Annotated in this window: 14 protein-coding genes, 3 pseudogenes and 1 CRISPR repeat array; of the genes and pseudogenes, 4 read left to right on the top strand and 13 right to left on the bottom strand. The window is 38.4% G+C overall.

The window, feature by feature from the left end; all coding sequences use genetic code 11:
• Positions 1-25: 25 nt before the first annotated feature.
• The 8 genes and pseudogenes from MKP09_RS17680 to MKP09_RS26550 all read right to left on the bottom strand — a co-directional run.
• Positions 26-1,282: a PepSY-associated TM helix domain-containing protein gene (locus MKP09_RS17680; protein WP_240831647.1), complete on the bottom strand. Its 1,257-nt coding sequence runs from the start codon at positions 1,280-1,282 to the stop codon at positions 26-28.
• Between the two features lie 168 nt (positions 1,283-1,450).
• On the bottom strand, positions 1,451-1,693 hold the full coding sequence (locus tag MKP09_RS17675) for a hypothetical protein (protein WP_240831646.1): 243 nt from the start codon (positions 1,691-1,693) through the stop codon (positions 1,451-1,453).
• A complete protein-coding gene (locus MKP09_RS17670; RefSeq protein ID WP_240831645.1) occupies positions 1,651-1,959 on the bottom strand; it encodes a hypothetical protein in 309 nt (102 codons plus the stop codon). Before MKP09_RS17670 ends, MKP09_RS17675 begins: the two co-directional genes overlap by 43 nt.
• A gap of 336 nt (positions 1,960-2,295) precedes the next feature.
• Positions 2,296-3,390 (bottom strand): annotated as a pseudogene (locus MKP09_RS17665) (beta-N-acetylhexosaminidase); the annotation flags it as partial.
• Positions 3,391-3,469: 79 nt separating this feature from the next.
• Positions 3,470-3,853: a glycoside hydrolase family 20 zincin-like fold domain-containing protein gene (locus tag MKP09_RS17660; protein WP_240831644.1), complete on the bottom strand. Its 384-nt coding sequence runs from the start codon at positions 3,851-3,853 to the stop codon at positions 3,470-3,472.
• A 156-nt stretch (positions 3,854-4,009) separates the two neighbouring features.
• Positions 4,010-5,416 carry an alpha-L-fucosidase gene (locus MKP09_RS17655; RefSeq protein ID WP_240831643.1) on the bottom strand — a complete coding sequence of 469 codons (1,407 nt, stop codon included), beginning with the start codon at positions 5,414-5,416 and terminating at the stop codon, positions 4,010-4,012.
• 164 nt (positions 5,417-5,580) lie between these two features.
• A complete protein-coding gene (locus tag MKP09_RS28340) occupies positions 5,581-6,129 on the bottom strand; it encodes a helix-turn-helix domain-containing protein (protein ID WP_394801128.1) in 549 nt (182 codons plus the stop codon).
• An 84-nt stretch (positions 6,130-6,213) separates the two neighbouring features.
• A pseudogene (locus MKP09_RS26550) lies at positions 6,214-6,363 on the bottom strand (cupin domain-containing protein); the annotation flags it as partial.
• A gap of 206 nt (positions 6,364-6,569) precedes the next feature.
• On the opposite strand from MKP09_RS26550, the gene MKP09_RS17645 reads away from it, so the two are divergent.
• The 4 genes from MKP09_RS17645 (at position 6,570) to MKP09_RS17630 (ending at position 12,435) form a co-directional block, all read left to right on the top strand.
• The gene (locus tag MKP09_RS17645; protein ID WP_240831642.1) at positions 6,570-7,385 is read left to right on the top strand and encodes a phytanoyl-CoA dioxygenase family protein; all 816 of its coding nucleotides are present in this window, start codon (positions 6,570-6,572) and stop codon (positions 7,383-7,385) included.
• Positions 7,386-7,625: 240 nt separating this feature from the next.
• Positions 7,626-8,678, top strand: coding sequence for a cellulase family glycosylhydrolase (locus MKP09_RS17640; protein WP_240831641.1), 1,053 nt, complete (start codon positions 7,626-7,628; stop codon positions 8,676-8,678).
• 191 nt (positions 8,679-8,869) lie between these two features.
• Positions 8,870-11,221 (top strand): glycoside hydrolase family 127 protein, encoded by a 2,352-nt coding sequence (locus MKP09_RS17635; protein ID WP_240831640.1) that lies wholly within the window; start codon positions 8,870-8,872, stop codon positions 11,219-11,221.
• Between the two features lie 251 nt (positions 11,222-11,472).
• The gene (locus MKP09_RS17630; protein ID WP_240831639.1) at positions 11,473-12,435 is read left to right on the top strand and encodes a family 43 glycosylhydrolase; all 963 of its coding nucleotides are present in this window, start codon (positions 11,473-11,475) and stop codon (positions 12,433-12,435) included.
• A 159-nt stretch (positions 12,436-12,594) separates the two neighbouring features.
• Here MKP09_RS17630 and nhaA read toward each other — a convergent pair.
• The 5 genes and pseudogenes from nhaA to cas9 form a co-directional block, all read right to left on the bottom strand.
• Positions 12,595-13,937: pseudogene (gene nhaA, locus MKP09_RS17625) on the bottom strand (Na+/H+ antiporter NhaA).
• Between the two features lie 56 nt (positions 13,938-13,993).
• Positions 13,994-14,653: a CRISPR direct-repeat array (repeat unit 47 nt; unit sequence GTTGTGAATTGCTTTCAACTTTCGAATTAACTTTGGTCTTTGACAAC).
• Positions 14,654-14,765: 112 nt separating this feature from the next.
• Positions 14,766-15,104, bottom strand: coding sequence for a CRISPR-associated endonuclease Cas2 (gene cas2, locus MKP09_RS17620; protein WP_240831638.1), 339 nt, complete (start codon positions 15,102-15,104; stop codon positions 14,766-14,768).
• Positions 15,105-15,203: 99 nt separating this feature from the next.
• Positions 15,204-16,013 (bottom strand): type II CRISPR-associated endonuclease Cas1, encoded by an 810-nt coding sequence (cas1, locus tag MKP09_RS17615; protein ID WP_240831637.1) that lies wholly within the window; start codon positions 16,011-16,013, stop codon positions 15,204-15,206.
• Between the two features lie 3 nt (positions 16,014-16,016).
• Positions 16,017-16,997: a hypothetical protein gene (locus MKP09_RS17610; RefSeq protein ID WP_240831636.1), complete on the bottom strand. Its 981-nt coding sequence runs from the start codon at positions 16,995-16,997 to the stop codon at positions 16,017-16,019.
• Positions 16,985-19,402 carry a type II CRISPR RNA-guided endonuclease Cas9 gene (gene cas9 / locus MKP09_RS17605; RefSeq protein WP_240831635.1) on the bottom strand — a complete coding sequence of 806 codons (2,418 nt, stop codon included), beginning with the start codon at positions 19,400-19,402 and terminating at the stop codon, positions 16,985-16,987. Before cas9 ends, MKP09_RS17610 begins: the two co-directional genes overlap by 13 nt.
• Between the last annotated feature and the right edge of the window lie 110 nt (positions 19,403-19,512).

Below are 19,512 nucleotides of genomic sequence, written 5' to 3'. Positions count from 1 at the left end.
CCTTTAATCTGCAACTATCAACCTTTCATTGTGCTACTGGTTCGGGTACCAGAGTTTTTATCTGCTTTACATGCGGCTTCGCAATTTTAGATTTAGCCGGTTTCTTTTTGCGTTTACCCCACCATAATAAAAATCCCGTTACAGGCAAACTCGCTCCGATGAGTGCTCCAAAGAAAGCTAGTATTTTTCCTGGTAAGCCCAGAATAGATCCTACATGTATATCATAATTCATGCGGCGTAATTTGCCAGCACCGGAATTTTCTTCAAAACTTTTGTCATAAACAGGATGACTGTTTTTTAATCTTTCCCCGGTATGCTGATCAAAAGCAAAACTTCGCGAATTATAATACTTGCCTGCAGTGGGATAAATGGTTATGTTAAGGCCGGTTGCTGGTTTCGAAGTGTCGGCGAAACTGTAGTAGAATCCTTCTGCTTCAGGATGAGCCGATGCCACTTCCTTCCAACATTTGTCCATAATTGCAGCGGGTGTATAAAACTTACCAAGTTGGGTAGAATCAGAAGTTCCACCTCTTTTCAACTCCGGCAGTGTTTCGCCTCCGGAAGTAACCCAATACAGGCCATTGCTGTACCATTTTATACCGTACACCATTCCGGTAAGCGCCATAATAGCGAGTACAATTAAGGAATAAAAGCCAAGTACATTATGAAGATCATAATTCACCCTTTTAAAAGACGCTTTAGTTTTAATGGTAAGCGCTTGTTTCTTAGCAGCTTTGGTCCATTTTTTAGGCCACCATAAAACGATGCCGCTAATAAGTATGATAACGAAAATAAGTGTACTATAATTTACAATGGGACGGCCTATTTCGTAAGGCAACCAAAGAAAACGGTGCCCGTTCAAAATGAATCTGAAAAAATCTGTTTCTCCTTCTTTATGGTCTTTTGCGTTTATTACCTCTCCCGTATAAGGATTTACTCGAAGTAATGTATTCCCACTCCGGCCCTGGCCTAATGAAAGTGTTACTGCGCTACCTTGTTTATAAATGGCATAGCCTGCTTTTTTATTTGGGTATAGGGAATCGGCAATATGTAAAAGTTGGGATGGAAGAATTACAGGTTGATTGCGTTTAGCAACTTTCGTCTCTGGCTCCAGAATTCCTGTGATCTCCTCGTTAAATACCCATATGCATGCACACAAGCACACGACAACCATTATAATACCTGTAACTAACCCCAACCATAAATGCAGCCATGCTGATATGCGATAGAACAAGCTTCGCTGCCCTTTCTTTTTAGGTGGAGTTTTTCCGTTTCTGATCATCGCCAAATATTGAGATTATAATTTGACGGCAAAATTAGACCAGTTGCTAGTGAGAGTATTTACGAAAAACGGAAAATTTTAGACAAAAGAAAGTTGCACCAAAATCAGTCTGATCGTTTAAAACAAACTAACCCGGATACAACTCGTAGTTTTAATATTGTAAATACTTTATTGAGAACTGATCGTGAAATGATTATCAGCAGCAAACTTTGTTTGCGCCGCTTGTAAATTGGCCATAACAGCTTCCTGACCACCGATTGTATTCATCATCTCATCCGCAGCCTTCGTTCTTTCCTGCTCATTTTTAGCCTCACCTATTTTTTTATAAGTAGTATAAATACTTTTTATATATTCAAAATATCGCGTAGCTACAAGTTTAAAATCTTCACCTCCTTTTCCAACTGGATCCATTTTTTTAAGGCATTAATGCGCAAATCGATAGTGTCTTCCATTGCTTTTGATGCACTTGCAATTCCCGCGAAATCATTTTTATCACTTCTGGCTTTTATCGCCGCCTCTGTTATAAGCAATGGCTCAGACATGGTCTCTTCCAGCGCGATAACTTTTTCATAATACTCAGCTGGCGATGTTGGCTTATCTCCTGTGTCTGTTGATTTTGATTTACATGCTGTGAACGCAAACGCGGCAATAAGCGTTATTATTAATATCTGTTTCACTATATATATTTTATAATACAATGCTTTAATCTTTCAAAAAACGTGCCTGCAATAAAAAAACTAAGGATTGAGCATCTTATTATCGCTTGTGCGTTGATGCTTTTGATCGAACTCAATCATATCTATTTTCAGAGAAATGTTTTTTAAAATGAAGTTGTTTAAACTTTCAATTTGTTTCTCGAAAAGTATTCCCCGCTGATTTTTAGCAAATTTAAAACATCGCAGATACTCGCAGATGTTTTTTCTGCGCCAATCTGCGTAAAAAATCAGTGAGTATCTGCGGGGAGAAATCCCTTAGGCTCAAAAAGTTTAAACAACTTCAATATAAAAACGTCGTTACTTTTTAAAAGAGTTATAAAAATTAATGCCTTCCTTATCGTATAAAATAAAATGTTTTTTTAAAATACCTGTAAACTCCTGATAATTATTTTTTTCAGAAGATTTCCATGACGCTTCAGATAGTGCGGCCATACGTGGAAAAAGCATAAAATCAAGCTGGTCGCTGCGTCGCATCGTTTCTGTCCAAAGATTAGCCTGAATACCCAATATCTGATCTTGATTTTTCGATGTAACGCCAGGTAAGTTTTCTGCGTTAAAATTATAAACATCTTGCAATGGGCTGAAACCTCCGCCCCACTTGCGTCCTACGGTATGGGTACTGTCCTGAACAAAATCAAAATACAAAGGCAGGCGCGGACAAAGTACTGTTGAGTAGCCTTTGTTTAAAACAGTTGTCAATTGTTCCGGTTTGTCATGCCGCCACCAGAAAACAATGGTTTTGTTTTTAGGAAAATCCATATTTGCAACTTCATCCCATGCCAGCAATTTTGCGTTCATCTTAAAAACCGAATCGGCCATGCGCTGCATAAAGTAACGTTCTACATCCGTCACCGTTTTTAAACCTTTAGTAGCCATTAATTTTTTTACAGCTGCATCGGCCATCCATTTAGCATTGCCAAAGCTTACTTCATCGCCACCTAAATGTAACATCTTAGAAGGAAACATAGCCTGCACTTCACGAAGTATATTAGTTAGGTATTGATAGGTTTCTTCTTTGGCAGGATGAAACGTAAACTCCGGATGTTTTTCGCTTCCGCCGCCACTAAATTGAGGATATGCTCGATTGGCTGCAGTAGCATGCCCGGGCATATCAATTTCGGGTATAACAACAATATTTCTGTTAGCAGCATAACTTACGATTTCTGCAATTTGTTCTTGGGTGTAAAACTGTGCCGGTTCATCAGGATTGCTATGACTTCCAATTCCGCCAATTAAAGCCAACTTGGGATATTGTTTGATTTCAATGCGCCAGGCAGGCGCATCAGTAAGGTGCCAGTGAAAGCGATTGAGCTTATAATATGCCATCCAGTCTAAAATTGATTTTACTTTTTCTGCACCAAAAAAATGCCTTGATTCATCTAACATCAAGCCACGCCATTCATATCGGGGGCGTCTTCAATATTCCAGCAATCTAAGAAGATATTTTCTGCAGATTTTTTGCTCTGTTCTGCTAATTGTAAAAAGAAACAATACCGTAAAAAACTCCTTTGGTTGTTTCTCCGGAAATATGAACTTCTTTATTATTCATTGAAAGCGTGTATGCGTCTGCTTTTCTTCCTTTTTTAGATATTGATAGTTTGATGGAAGGAAGGGTTGATCTCTTTTGTATGATTAAGGGAATCTTGGTTTGAATCAACAACTGCTGTTGTAAATACAAAGCAACTGAGGCTAACGAATCATGACTGATGGCAACAGCAGTATTTTTATTCAGCACAAAAGTTTGTGATACTAATGCTGCTTTAAGCGGCTGCGGTATAATCGGACAAACCTGCTGGGCGTTTGTATTTAGTTGAGAGATTATAATTCCAAGAAAAAATGCGAGTCTGCAATTCATTAATATATTTTTTTAGATAATATTCGCAATTGAAAACTTAGAAAGAAAATGCCATGAATGCACGAATTTTTGAGTGAATGATTTGTATTGACAACCACCGATTCGTGCATTCGTAGCATCCTTTCCAATTATGGAAAGCTATTAGATTTTACAATCTTATTCCAAAATCAATTCAATAACCGGAATTGTTGAACCAGGTTTTCGTACAGGCAAATGCAGCATCACATCGTTCTCGCCAGATGTTTCAGTTGTGTGTCCGCCAGACCTTGTGTTAGTTGAAAATTTGATTTCAGATCCGTCTTCTAATATTTGTGCATATTTAAACTTGCCCTTGTATCCTTCCAAAGTAAGTGTTTTAAAAGGCCATTGCATGGCATGAATATATAAACGTTTTGTTGTTGGGTTGTAAGTAAGCAGACAATTGGCTGGCTTTTTAAAACTTTCAGGCGCTTCGGTGCAACCGTAAATAGAGCGGCTATTGAACTTCATCCATTTCCCCATTGCAGTTAATCTGTCAGAAGCGCGCTCGTCAAAATGCCCTCTTGCAGTTGGCCCTACATTTAATAAAAGATTTCCTCCTTTACTTACTGTTTCAATCAACATTACAATCAATTGCTCAGGACTCTTCCAGGAATATTCATCCCGATAATAACCCCATGATCCCGAAAATGTCTGACAGGTTTCCCAGGGAACATTCTGTCCGTTTACCTTAACCCATTCCTTCGGCATAAATTGTTCGGGCGTTTTATAATCCCATCCCCAGCTTGTTTCTACAGGAAAGCCTAATCTGTCATTAACAATAATATCGGGCTGTAGCTTTCTTACAAGTTTTAATAAGTTTTCCGAATCCCATTCTTTATACTCTTTACCATTGTATGAAAAATCAAAAAACAACTGGTCTATCTTTCCAAATTTTGTAAGCAATTCGGTTACCTGGTTTTTCATATACTCCTGATATTTTTTCATATCACGACCTTCATTTGCTTTGGCTCTTTCTTCTTTATCTACCGGCGTTGGCGGATGTCCGCCATCCATAACAAAATCAGGATGATGCCAGTCGATAAGAGAGTAGTAGAATCCTACCTTTAAACCTTCTGCTCTGAAAGCATCGACAAAATCTTTTAGCAGATCCTTTCCGTAAGGAGTGTTGGTTACTTTATAATCTGTGTATTTGCTATCCCAAAGACAAAATCCTTCATGATGTTTTGATGTTAATACAACATATTTCATTCCTGCCGCCTTTGCTTCTTTTGCCCATTGTTTGGGATCATATAAATCGGGATTAAAATTGTCGAAGTATTTTTTATAATCTTCAGGTTTGATGCGTTCATTCATTTGCACCCACTCATGCCTTGCTGGTAATGAGTACAGCCCCCAGTGTATAAACATTCCAAAACGATCATTGGTCCACCATTGCATACGTTTCTCTTTCGCTGCTGCAGTTTCTTTCGCCCAGCTTGGTGTGGCAGGTGTTTGCGCCGTTGCAGAAAGTTGCAGGAAAATAAAAGTAATAAGAATGGCAATGTTGGTAATTAGCCAGCTGAATCGTTTTGTTGATTTCATGTTTTTGATTTGTTTATTATTATGTCAAAGTCTTTTTCCTGAGTTGTAGCGTTAGCTTTCTTTATATCAATCTTACTAATAAAGGCTCTTAAAAGTAAGAACTTTCAGTAAATGAAGATGCCAATTGCAGTAGTCAATCGATTGCGCAACGACGATATAACAAGCTACTTAAGTTTTTTATCAAATGAAACTCTGTATTGTAGCGGGCTTATTTTCATTTTCGATCGAAAGGTTTTATAAAAATTGGAAAGATCATTAAAGCCGCTGTCGTAGCAGATTTGCGCCATTGAGTTATCAGTATTGATTAATTCGCGAACAGCAAAATCAATTCTGTAATCATTCACTGTTTCAATAAATGTTTTCCGGGTTACGCGTTTGAAGTATTTACAAAATGCAGTGGTTGACATATTTGCAACTGCTGCTGCTTCATTCAATGAAATGCCTTCTTTAAAATTATCAACAATGTAACCAAGTGCCTTTTGTATGCGCATCATATCAGAGGAAGACAGAGCTTCTAATTGATTTTGTTTTTGCAATGCCACATATTTTGTTTGCGTGGCAAGCTGTTGCAGGAGATGAAGCAGCAACATTAATTTTTTGTGATTGTCGTGTTCTTTTAATAACTGCTCCATATTCTTTCTAACGGAATCTGTGTACTTTTTAAAGTGAAGCCCTTTGGAGCTTTCGTTTAATAACTGTGCTGTTTTCCGCATTTCAGGAAGTTGAAAAAAATCATTTCCTAAAAAATCGTTTCTAAAATGAACAACTATGGAAACTGACTGACTATTTGTATCTTCTGAAGATTTCCAGCAATGAGGCACATTTGAACCCAGTAGTATAAGATCGCCAGCCACATAATCCTGCATGTGCGTGCCTACATAACGTTTGCCAGATCCCTTTACTATAAACGTAAGTTCATATTCAGGATGATAATGGTATGGTGCAGAGAATTTTTTCTCAAAATTTTCTTACTACAAAAGAACTATGTACCGAGGCTTTTACCGCTTCAAAGGCTGGTTTCATATTATTGCTAATATTGACTAATAAAATGAATTAAAACTATAATTATGACAAAATAGTCCACAAATTAGCCAAAATTGCCTTTTTAAACATGCTTTATATATCGTTGGTTTGTAAAACAAAAAAATGCTGTATGAATACGATTAACTTACCATCACTGAAAGAAACAGTAATACTGGAGCCTGAACAAATTGAAGCTTTTAGAAAGGAGGGGCATACGATTACTCGAAATATTATGAGCGCAGCCGAAGTTGCAGCATATCGGGAAGTGATTAATGAGGCGGCCTATAAGTATAACACGGAAACAAGAAAGCTTGAAGAGCGGGATACTTACGGAAAAGCCTTTCTGCAGATTATGAATTTATGGGAATCTGACGAGCAAGTAAAAAAGTTTACGCTGGCAAACCGTTTTGCAAAAATCGCAGCTGATTTGTTGGGCGTTGATAATGTGCGTATTTATCATGATCAGGCTTTATATAAAGAGGCGGGCGGTGGGTTTACACCCTGGCATCAGGATCAGTATTATTGGCCATTAAGTACTAACAACACCGTAACGATGTGGATGCCATTAGTTGATATTAAAGAAGATATGGGTATGCTGACGTTTGCGTCTGGGTCGCACAAAGAAGGCTCTGTAAAAAACATTGCTATTTCTGATGAATCTGAAGCTGCTCTTAATGATTACATCAGCAAGCAGGGTTACAATGTAACGCGCGCAACAGCAATGCAGGCTGGTGACGCGACATGGCATTACGGATGGACGTTACATGCAGCACCTGGCAATCAGTCTGACATTACAAGAGAAGTGATGACCATCATTTATTTTGCTGATGAAGCAACGGTTATTGAACCCGTTAATCAGCATCAGGAAAATGACCGGAATCGCTGGTTACAAGGGCTGGCACCCGGAGAAAAAGCAGCGAGTGACTTAAACCCGCTGTTGTTATAACATTATTTTTTCTATTACCCTTTTCTGGACTTTTATAAACAACATAGAAACATAGCATTTGCTTCGTTTTAGGATGTATAGCATCCGTCGGAGGCGGAACATAGCCTCTGGCAATGAAACTTATATGTTCTTCTGTTCCCTGTTTATGATAACCTATGTTTCTATGTGGTAAAATAACTTTAACCAATTCCATTTAAGAATAATTAAAACTATTGAAATGAAAAATATAGCATTGATAATATGCACCTTTCTTTTTGCGTGAAGAGTAGCGTTGCGCAACACAGTTCACTGAAATGGTCTACGCAAAAAGCATGGGATTGGTACAACAAAAACCCCTGGTATTGTGGCTTTAATTATATTCCTGCATACGCCATTAATTATACAGCCATGTGGGATAAAACAACTTTCGATCCGACAGCGATAGACAAAGAGCTGGCTTTGGCGCAGCAATCTGGGATGAACGTTTTACGCGCTGTTTTGCAATTTGCCGTTTATGAGGATGACCCGGAATATTTTTTAAAAACGCTTGATACTTTTACAAAGATTTGCGATAAACACAACATCAAATTTGTGCCTTCGCTTTTTGATGATTGTGCATTTGGCATACAACACGACCCTAAAGTCGGAAAGCAACCGGAGCCTTTGCCTGGTTGGTACGCCTGGGCTTGGTCGCCAAGTCCGGGTCATAGCATGGTGATCGACTCCACAACACATCCACGTTTAGAAAAATATGTGAAAGCTGTTATCAATCATTTTAAAAATGATGATCGTATTTTATTTTGGGATTTATACAATGAACCAACGAATGGTGGTTTGGGAACTACGACATTGCCATTGTTGAAAAAAGTGATAAAATGGGCGCGCGACATTAACCCTGAACAACCGTTAACGATTGATGTATTCGATAAGAACCCGCGATTGAATGAGATTATTTTTGAACATTCTGATATTATCACGTTTCACAATTATGAAAATAAAGAAGCGTTGCTTAAACATATCAAAGAGCTAAAGAAACATAACAGGCCTGTGATTTGTACCGAGTGGATGAACCGTCCCTGGCAAAGTACAATTGCCAATAGCCTGGAAGTATTTTATAATGAAGGCGTGGGTTGTATGTTGTGGGGGCTTGTAAATGGCAAGACACAAACAGATCTCCCGTGGGGACACAGGCCCGGCGATCCGCCTGCTCCAATTTGGCAACACGATTTATACCGAAGTGATTTTACCCCGTATGATGCTAAAGAAATTGATATCTTAAAGAAATATATTGGCCTGTCAAAAGATCAGCATTAACTTTAGAATTTGCCTGCTGATAATCGCTGATTTTTTTGCGCAGATTAGCCGCTGAGAACGTATCAGCGAGTATCTGCGATGTTTTAAATTTGCGGAAACCTTGTCTCGCCGTGGCAGATCAGCGGAAATGTTTCTGTGTTATCGAGGCGAATTAAAAGTTTAAACAAGTTCGATCTTAAAACGATTGTAAAATGAAGATTGCCCTATTTTTCATCCTTGGTGTAATGGCCGTGTCTTTTGTTAGCGCTCAGTCATACGTGCCGGAGTTCGACAATGATAAAATAAAAGTCAAGCCGGTAGTGGCGCTGGAATCTTATGCGTTTAATCTTAAAGATGTGCGCTTGCTTGATGGTCCTTTTAAAAAAGCTGCGGATGCAGAAGCAGCGTACTTGTTATCGCTCGAACCCGATCGTTTGTTATATCGGTTTTATGAAAACGCAGGCCTGCCGACTAAAGGAAAGATCTACGGCGGTTGGGAAAGCAGAGGTGTTTCGGGGCATTCTTTAGGGCATTACTTATCTGCCTGTGCATTGCACTTTGCCGCAACTGCTGACGATGTTTTTAAAGAAAGAGCAGACTATATTATCAAACAATTGGCGCTGTGCCAGGATAAAAGAAAAACAGGTTATGTTGGCGGCATACCGGATGAAGACAGGATTTGGAAGCAAGTGGCGGCGGGTGATATAAGAAGTCAGGGCTTTGATTTGAACGGAGGCTGGGTTCCGTGGTACACGGTGCACAAAGTATTGTCAGGTATTTTGGACGCCTATCTTTATACAGATAATCAACAGGCAAAACATGTTGCCATAAAATTGTGTGATTGGGTAATTGATGTTACCAATAAGTTGTCGGACGAACAAATGCAAAAAATGTTAGCCTGCGAACATGGTGGAATGAATGATGCACTTGCTAACATGTATGCTATTACCGGAGATCAAAAATACCTGGACATTGCCAATCGTTTTTATCACCGTCATGTGCTTGATCCTTTATCAATGCAAAAAGATGAGTTAGCGGGAAAACATGCCAACACGCAAATTCCAAAAGTAATTGGTTGTGCAAGGATCTATGAAACTTCAGCCAATCAAAAAGATAAAAACATAGCAGATTTTTTCTGGCAAACGGTTACTACCGATCATTCATATGTTATTGGCGGCAATAGTTTGAACGAACATTTTGGTGAGCCGAATAAATTGAACGATCGGCTGGATGGAAATACCACAGAAACCTGCAACACCTACAATATGCTCAAGCTAAGCAGACATCTGTTTGCCTGGAATAGTCTTGCCAAGTATAACGATTATTATGAGCGGGCTTTGTATAATCATATTCTGGCTTCTCAAAATCCTGACAATGGAATGGTTTGTTATTATGTGCCTTTAAGGATGGGTGGTGAAAAAGAATTTAGTACACCTTTTGAATCCTTTTGGTGCTGTACCGGGACGGGCATGGAAAACCATGTAAAATATGGCGAAAATATTTATGCAAGAAGTAAAGATGGCGGGCTATATGTAAACCTTTTTATCCCGTCTGTACTTAACTGGAAAGAAAAAGGTGTAACCATTACTCAACAAACAAAATTTCCAGAAAGCGATGTAGTCAATATTCAAATTCAAACTCAAAACCCGCAAACTTTTCCCGTTTTAATTCGTCACCCAAAGTGGGCTAGTGCCGGAGTTGATATTTATGTAAATGAACAAAAGCAATCTGTAAAGAAAGGTAGTGACGGATATATTTCAATCAGCAGAAAATGGAAAGACAATGACCAGATAAAAGTAGTTGCGAAAATGAACCTATACACAGAATCGATGCCTGATAACAAAAACCGCATTGCAATGCTTTACGGGCCGGTTGTATTAAGCGGCTTGTTAGGAAAAGAACTCAAAGATCCTTTAATGGTATCCCCGGTTTGGGTTAGTAATAAAGAGCAGTTGCTTGCACATACAAAACCAGTTGCCGATAAGCCACTCCTATTTCGTACAGCTGGTGTTGGCCAGCCTTTCGACGTAACATTGCAGCCGTTCTATAAAACATACGATCAGCATTATAGCGTGTACTGGGATCTTTTTACGCAAAGCGAATGGCAACAGAAAAAACTGGCGTATGAGGCAGAAAAGAAAAGATTAAAAGAGCTGGAAGACCGGACAACTGATTTCCTGGGCATCGGAGAAATGCAGCCAGAACGCGATCATAACCTGGAAGGAGAAAATACAACAGCCGGAGAATTTGGAAGCCGTAAATGGAGACATGCCGAAAACGGTGGCTGGTTTGCATTTGATATGAAAGTCGATCCGAGATCAGCGAATGAACTTATTGTAACTTATTGGGGCAGCGATGCCGGTAAAAGGGAGTTCGATATTTATGTAAATGATGTAAAGATTGCAACGCAGACTTTAAATAAAAATGTTCCCGAACAATTTTTTGATGTCAGTTATAAAATTCCGAAAGAGGCTGTTCAAAAAGAGATGGTTAAAGTTCGTTTTCAAGCACACCCGAACAAAACCGCTGGAGGCGTGTATGGATGCCGGATGGTGAGAAAGTAGATAGAGCTGATTAGATCGTCATTGCGAACGGAACAAAGTGGAGCTGAGCAATCTCTGAAAGTGGCAGGAGATCCCTCAGCTACGTTTTACTTCGCTCTGGATGACGATAAATATGAGTTGATTTTCTATGTATTAGTTAGGTTCGTTTATATAGGATGAGATATAGTCGGGACGATAAAACGAGCGTGGCAAGGAAGATGCCATTTGTTTATAGCCGACTAAATAAATTTGTTTAACTATTAAAAAACAATATGCGATTATTAGTTATATTTTTTCTTTTTTGCAGTACAGTGGCATTAGCACAGCAAAAACCAGCTATGTATTATAGCGATTCGGGGGTAATTGCAAGGCCTATCGCGAAAGATCCCAAGATTGTTTATTTCAGAGGACTATATCTGATGTACTATTCTGTGCCGGGGCATAATAATCAAAGCTGGAGCATTGGTATAGCCTCCAGCAAAGATCTGACTAACTGGAAAAAGATCGGCACTATTACACCTGCTGCGGATTATGAAAAGAACGGGCTTTGCGCACCTGGTGCATTGGTGAAAAATAATAAAGTGCATTTGTTTTATCAGACTTATGGCAATGGAAAGAATGATGCGATATGCCACGCCATTTCTGATGATGGTATTCATTTTTCCAGAAACGCAACCAACCCGATCTTTCGTCCAACTGGTGAATGGACCTGTGGCCGAGCGATTGATGCGGAAGTAGTCGAATTCAGAAACCGGTACTTTCTTTATTTTGCTACCAGGGATAGCTCTTACAAAATTCAAATGCAAGGCGTTGCTGCCACTACTTCTTTAAATACTTCTTTTAACAGGAATGAATGGACGCAACTTGTTGACAGTTCTATTTTAAAACCTTCTTTAGATTGGGAAAAACAATGTGTGGAAGGCGCCAGTTGTGTTCAGATCGGAAAGACGCTTTATGTGTTTTATGCCGGCGCTTATAATAACGAGCCGCAGCAAATTGGTGTAGCAAAAAGCAAAGACGGCGTTCGGTGGGAGCGTATGTCTGATGTTCCTTTTCTGCCTAATGGCAAACCCGGATCATGGAATGAAAGCGAGTCGGGCCACCCAGATATATTTAAAGCCCAAGACGGGCGTTATTATTTATTCTTTCAGGGAAATAATAACAAAGGCGGATCGTGGTATTTGTCTAAAGTGGAAGTGAAGTTTGATGGAAAAAAATGGAATATTGTTGATTAGAAAAGATTTCAAAAAAACCAGATAGATAAATAGTTACCCGTTTAAAGAGATATAGATTCCGCCAAAGGCGGATCATAGTAGCCAAGGTGCTAAAGGATTATGTATTTTTATGTAGGTTGTATTTATTGAAAAGCCAGTAAGTTGTGTTTTTACGAATACTTAGTTTGTTAGAAACTGATTTTTCGATTGTTTATTGAGCACGATATAGCCAGCTATTCCCGCAATAATGGAAGCTACAAAAATGCCAATCTTTGCCTGCACAATATAAACCTCGTTGGTAAAAGCCAGCGATGTAACAAAGAGTGACATGGTAAATCCGATACCTGCTAACAAGCCCGCTCCAATTAAATTTGTAGTGTTCATGCCTTCTGGAAACTTAGCAATTTTCAATTTGATAAGCAGCATGGTAAAGCCAACAACACCAAGCAGTTTGCCGAGCAGTAGCCCGGAAGCTACTCCCACAGCCACATTCGTGCTGAATAAATTATCGGGATCAATATCTAAAGAAACACCTGCATTAGCCAAGGCAAAAATGGGTATAATGATAAAGGTAACCAGCGGATGCATTGCATGTTCGAGGCGTTGCAGCGGAGGTGTTGCCGCAACTGAGGCGTCCTGAATACGCTCTATTACATGAAGTTGTTCGTAAGTAAGTGTTGGCTTATGCTCCATTGGATCAATACTTTTAAATCGATCGAGGTATTTTTTTATCTTATCAATAAAAAGCTGTTCTTTAATTTTTACATCGGCCGGAATGGTGAAAGCCGCAAGTACAGAAGCGATTGTTGCATGAACACCTGATAATAAAAAAGTACTCCACACACCACCGATACCTAAGATAGCGTAAAAGAAAATACTTCTTACGCCCAGTTTATTGCCAATATACATTGTCAACAAAACAGCACTTCCTATAATTAAATGCCATGTAGAAATATCAGATGTGTAGAAAAATGCAATAACCAACACGGCACCCAAATCATCAACAATGGCTAATGCCGTTAAAAATACTTTTAATGATAATGGTATTTTTTGCCAAGCAAATGCAGTACACCCAGCGCAAAGGCAATATCTGTCGCCATTGGTATGCCCCAGCCACTATGGGTTCCGCCTGATGAATTAAAAAGAAGATAAATGGCTGCTGGAACGACCATGCCGCCCAAGGCAGCACCAATAGGCAATAGCGCATTACGGGGATTGGAGAGTTCGCCAGCAATAATTTCTCGTTTTAGCTCAAGCCCGACAACAAAAAAGAATACCGCCATCAGTCCATCATTGATCCAATGGTGAAGGTTAAATTCAAAATAAGTTGTTCCGTTCCATTGAAATCCTAATGTATATTCCAGAAAGTGATGATAAATATCTGACCAGCCTGAGTTTGCTAAAATCAGTGCAATAACAACACTAATGCCTAAAACGATTCCTCCTGACTTTTCAAGCTGAATAAAGCTTTGGATAGGGCTTACCAGTTTTTCAATTGGAGATTTTTTATTTGATGGATTCATTCTGCTCAAACATACATGAATTTTTTTATAGATAATTGGATTTCATCGTTTTGATTTATTGGAATTGCTTTCAACTTTCGAATTAACTTTGGTCTTTGACAACATGTGGAATATTTTTAATCTTAAGCGACATGTTGTGAATTGCTTTCAACTTTCGAATTAACTTTGGTCTTTGACAACACATTAGATCAAGAAGCACAGTCAATTGGTTGTGAATTGCTTTCAACTTTCGAATTAACTTTGGTCTTTGACAACAAAGGTGCATTAGGAAACGTGCGCAACTCCGTTGTGAATTGCTTTCAACTTTCGAATTAACTTTGGTCTTTGACAACAGCATCTTGCCGGGGTTGTGCATACGTCGTGTTGTGAATTGCTTTCAACTTTCGAATTAACTTTGGTCTTTGACAACTTTTAACAACAGTGGCCGATGGCCTATTGGTTGTGAATTGCTTTCAACTTTCGAATTAACTTTGGTCTTTGACAACATTGCATTATGCTATACCGCAAGGTTCAGAGTTGTGAATTGCTTTCAACTTTCGAATTAACTTTGGTCTTTGACAACACAAAAGAAAAAATACGAGCAGCGTATTAGGTTGTGAATTGCTTTCAACTTTCGAATTAACTTTGGTCTTTGACAACGCAGCTACAGGCACACCCGATGCCGATGGCGTTGTGAATTGCTTTCAACTTTCGAATTAACTTTGGTCTTTGACAACAGGTTTTGTCAAAACCCTCAACAGTAAAGGCTTTCAGGTTGTCAACAGAATAAAAAAACGGGATAAATTCCCGTTTTTTTATTTCTATCATCTCCGTTTTTTCTTTCATTTTTTAAAATAGTTCTAATTGTTGCGTACCTACGGGAGCATCTATCGGCTCTTTCCCCCTAAAAATTTCCATCAATCCAAATTGTTTATCGGTAATATTTAAAATGCCTACATGTCCTTTGGCAGGCAAAATATTTTTAACCCGTTGTACATGTACGGTTGCGTTTTCCCGGCTGCTGCAATGGCGTATATACATGCTAAACTGAAACATAGTAAAACCATCATCCAGTATTTGCTTTCTGAACCTGGCATATATCTTCCGTTGCGCCTTTGTTTCGGTTGGTAGATCGAACATGACAAGTACCCACATAATACGGTATGCATTTAGTCGTTCAAAATTCATGTCACGCAATTGTATTTTGCATTAATGGATAAAGTAGCTTTCGTGTGCCGCCTTCAAAACATTTAGCCAGGCTGGCGGTGGTACGTTGTACTGCATTCATCAACGGGCTTTTTCGTCGTTCATCATTACGTCCATTGCAGGAATGGATAACAGTTGCTGTTTCATGGAGGGCGTCATTTCTAAAAAATTTCCATTATTACGTACAATATCACAAACTACTTTATCTACATAAGGCCGATAAGGCTCCATCACATCATCGGCCAGACAATAAGCATTATACTGGTTGCGGTGATGAATACCCAAAGTGGGCAGCAAGCCACTACCAACAAGGCTTCTGGCTACAACGGCTCTTAAAATAGCATAGCCATAATTGAGTAAATTATTGGGAGGTTCACCTTCTCTAAATCTTTTAAAATTTAAAAATTCCGGAAAAATATGTTTCCAGTAATAAGCGGCGGCCTGCGCTTCGCAATTATCGCTATCGCCACTTTTTACTTTTGAAACAAGATTGATAAGCGCTTTATTGGCTATTCGTTTTTGCGCCAACAAATTAGCCTGATTAGTAATTTTGGCCATTACGGTTTGTTGCCAAAGTTGCTTTTGTAAAGGCACGGAAGCTGCAAGCTGGTGCTTAAAACGCTGGCTTTGTAGCGTGTGTCCGTCTAAATTTAAAAACAATCCAACCGGATGATGCGTGTGGTTGCAGGTAATAACGGCGGTATTATTTTCCAGCAGTTTGCCCAACACAGGTTGTGTTATGGTTATTTGTGCATGATCTAAAATCAATAAGCCAATATCTTCAATGGCCGCCGTTTTCACCTCGCTTGTTTCGGGTAGCTCAACAATCAATTGCTCGTTTTTAGTTTTAAGATAGGCCGGGTTGCCAAAGTATAGAGTGCGTTTGATCATGGCTTATGCTTTTGAAATGTTGCCTAATCTGTCCACTTTTAGTTTGATGCATGTTTCCTTGGCCATCATTCCATCAATAGTTCTTTCGGTTTTGTTTAAGGATGAAAATTCCGCTTTATTAACTATGGTAGTAGCCACATTGTGGCGGATGAAAAATATTTGATTTCCCGTAAAGCTAACCACTTTATAAATATTATTTATTTGCTGGTTGTTCAAATTGCTAAAATCTATCGCTGTGATATTCCCCTTTTCTTCTTCCGTTGGCACATACACCAAATCATTCGGCGATAAGCTGAAAAGAAAGCTTCCATTTTCTGTTTTTACAGGAATCATTGCTGTACTCTTTTGTTCCTCCTTTGGCAATGTAGCTCTCCATTTTTGGTGTTCTATTACTTCATTTAAAGGAGTAGTCTCATAGTTTCTCTTTTTCTTTTCTTCATCCCAATAAACAGCAAAGAAAAGGTTGGTGCCCTTGGCGGCTTCTACATATTTTTCTTTTTTATTTCCGGTCTGACCTATTGTAAATTTATTTCCTTTAGGCTCGTAAGTACGCACTTTTAAAATAGGCTGATGAGGTTTGCCATTATTCAAGGCTGCAATAGTTTTATTCATCTCTTCAATTCCTTCAGGCGAGAATGCCAATAAAGAAGCCGGAATTTCTTTTCCCTTTTCGTCCAACCGCCCTTTGTAATTATTGAGATGGTTCAATAAAATTTTCTGAATGCCGGTATCAGTAATGCTTTCAATCCGTTTTTCATCAAAAGTATCATTTAGCGAAACTCTTGAAGCTACGTTGTCATTTTCCCAATAATAAACTTCTACTTTGTTTATATCCCGTTCATTCCATTGATTATTTACTTCTTTAAAGTGTTTGCTCAATTTCTTTTTGTCAAAGCCTGTTGCTGTTAAAGCCTGCACTTCTTTTCGGAAAGCTTTATCTGCAATATTGGCAATATCATCTAACGCAATGTTTAAAGAAACCATTTTCTTTTTCTCAACTGAATAGAACCCGAAACAGTATCTTTGTGCATCGGCTTTCTTATGGCCCAATTTTTATTATTAGATATTTCTTTACTTTCCTTGTATGTTAGGCCCGCAAATTTTGTTTTATTTATTACTCTAAGATTTTGCTTAACGCTCACTATTATATTTTCTAAAGCAGTTCGGGCATCTTGTGTAAAAGCTTCCCAAGGTTTTATAAATTCTTTGAATGCATCTTTTTGCCTTTGCATTTTTTCATTAAAATAGGGTTCTTTACGTCTTAGTTTATTTTGCAAATCATATCGCTTCAAATCTGATTTTGCAGATTGATTGTTTAATAAATTTACATGGTCTTTCGTGGCGCATATTACCAAAGCATCCATAGCATGGTGGCGGTGGTCAATCCTTTTCTTTGAAAACCCTTTGGATAATTCTAAAGGAACGGTTGGTAAAAGTTTTTGATAGTTTTCATTCCAAGTGGTAAAATGGTTAGTATTGGAAATATGGTTCATCCGCTCAAAACGGGGTAAAATTAATTCATTCCATACGTCATTCAATCCCCAATCGTGTTTGAGTTCATTGGTTATCTTTCCGTTTCCGGGAATAAGGTTTTTTGAATTGACACCATCATCATTAGCATCCTCACGTACAATATTTGACAATAAATTGGAAATATATTTGCTGATATATCTTGTATCATTGATTTGCCGTTCAATCATCTTTTCAGGAATTTCTTCCATCAACAGCTTATTGCGTTTGCTTCGGTTTTTAGTATAGTGTTGTTTTACAAAATCTTCATAAGCGGCTACTTCAAATACCTTTGCTGTTTTTACAGCATTTTTTGTTGGGTTGAATATGCCGTTATAATAGCTCCCTAATTGCACCGTTTCCCCATGATGGTTTTTAATAAAGGCTAAACCAATTTGATTATCCTTCAATTTATTTACTGCTGCTTCGCAAATAATTTTGTTGCTAAAACTATCATCAAAATATTGACTTTGCGGAATAATATGTTCTATCTCATATTCGGGTGTAAACAATTTATTTAAAGGAATGACAGCCCCTGTATAAGGCGAACGGTATTTTTGTTCCAACCAAAGCTTGTAGCGTTTTAAATCGGAAGAAGAAGGCTGAGACGTTTTGCTGATTTTCAAAATATCATCTTCAATCTCAATATCAGAATTGAGTACGCCTTCTTCATACAGTTTTAAAATTTCCTGTTGCATGACCGAATAAGGGCGCACATTTTCTACATTGCCATCCTGCATCATTTCTGCCAGCAAGGCTTTGATACGAAGATTGGTTTTTTCGTTTTCTGTAATTTGGTTGGTTAATATTTTTCTGTCAGCAGCTGTGTTTTTCATTTCCCTACCCAGCTCCACATGAATTTCACTAAAGAAATCTTTTGCTCCGTTACCATATTTTGCCCAAATATCTTTTACTACACGAAGCGTTTCGGTTACAACCTGCTCTACAATTGGATTGCGAAGCGAATGTTGCCTGAATTCTTCTAAAAAATCTTCCAAGTCCTTAACCGAATTCCACTTGCCTGCAATGTCTGCCTCTGAATGGCGGCCATAAACGATGTATTGCGCCAGCCACAATTGCAATCCTTGAAAATGATTTTCTTGTGTGAGATGAACAGACTTTTCTCTTACTCTGTCCTTGATGTTTTCACCGTACTCTCCGGTCAAAATTTTATAAATACTTGCTTTTGATTTTTCATCAATAGTTTCCCAACTCCAATATTTACCTATTCGCATCAAAGGCAATAATTTTTTTACAGCCTTTTCTGAATAACTGCCATACTCGCTAGTAAAGGGCGGGAATTTCTTAAACGCATCAACGAAGGAAGTCTCGTCTATTTCATGTTTTATAGCAAAGGATTTTAGTGCTTTTTCATAATCCTTTTTATCGGTTACTGAATAGATAAGATGCCATAAATTCTGCTCCATTTCACGGGTCAAAAAATCATCCGAAATGTTTTCAACCTTCTGCAATCTTGTGCTGATAAGGATTTTGGTTTCGTTGCAGGGGTATTTTTTGTCTTCAACATAGTTCCATCGATACTTTTCAATTTCCGCGTTCAGCAGTTTTCCTTTAAATCCCTTGAGTTCCAAAAAGTTTTTTAAAACCGGCTTCTGTTCTACTTCCTTTCTGTTGTTTAAAAAGTCAAACAGGTTTTCCCAATCTCCTGTACAGTTTAAAAATTCTCCCGTAACATTCGCATCATCATCTCTTTTGTAGATAGATAAATTATACATCCATTGCCATAGCCTGAATTCCTGATAATAGGGGTTCGACTTTGGAACTGCTTTTATGTATTGCTTTTGCTGTACCCCGTTTTCATCTTTATAAATACGATATTCGAGCGTACAATTTCCGATAGAAGATTTTTGGCTGCGCAACGCCGTTGGTAAAAAATAATATCATCCAAAAACAAATGCACAAAATCTTTTTGTCCAATTGTAGCTGATGTGCCTCATTGTTTCTATACAACTCTCTTATACAATCGTTA

Origin of the sequence: Paraniabella ginsengisoli, from assembly GCF_022513635.1 — a bacterium.
Lineage (GTDB): Bacteria > Bacteroidota > Bacteroidia > Chitinophagales > Chitinophagaceae > Niabella > Niabella ginsengisoli.
The sequence above is the reverse complement of the archived record's forward strand: the minus strand, read 5'-3'. Positions and strand labels throughout refer to the sequence as shown.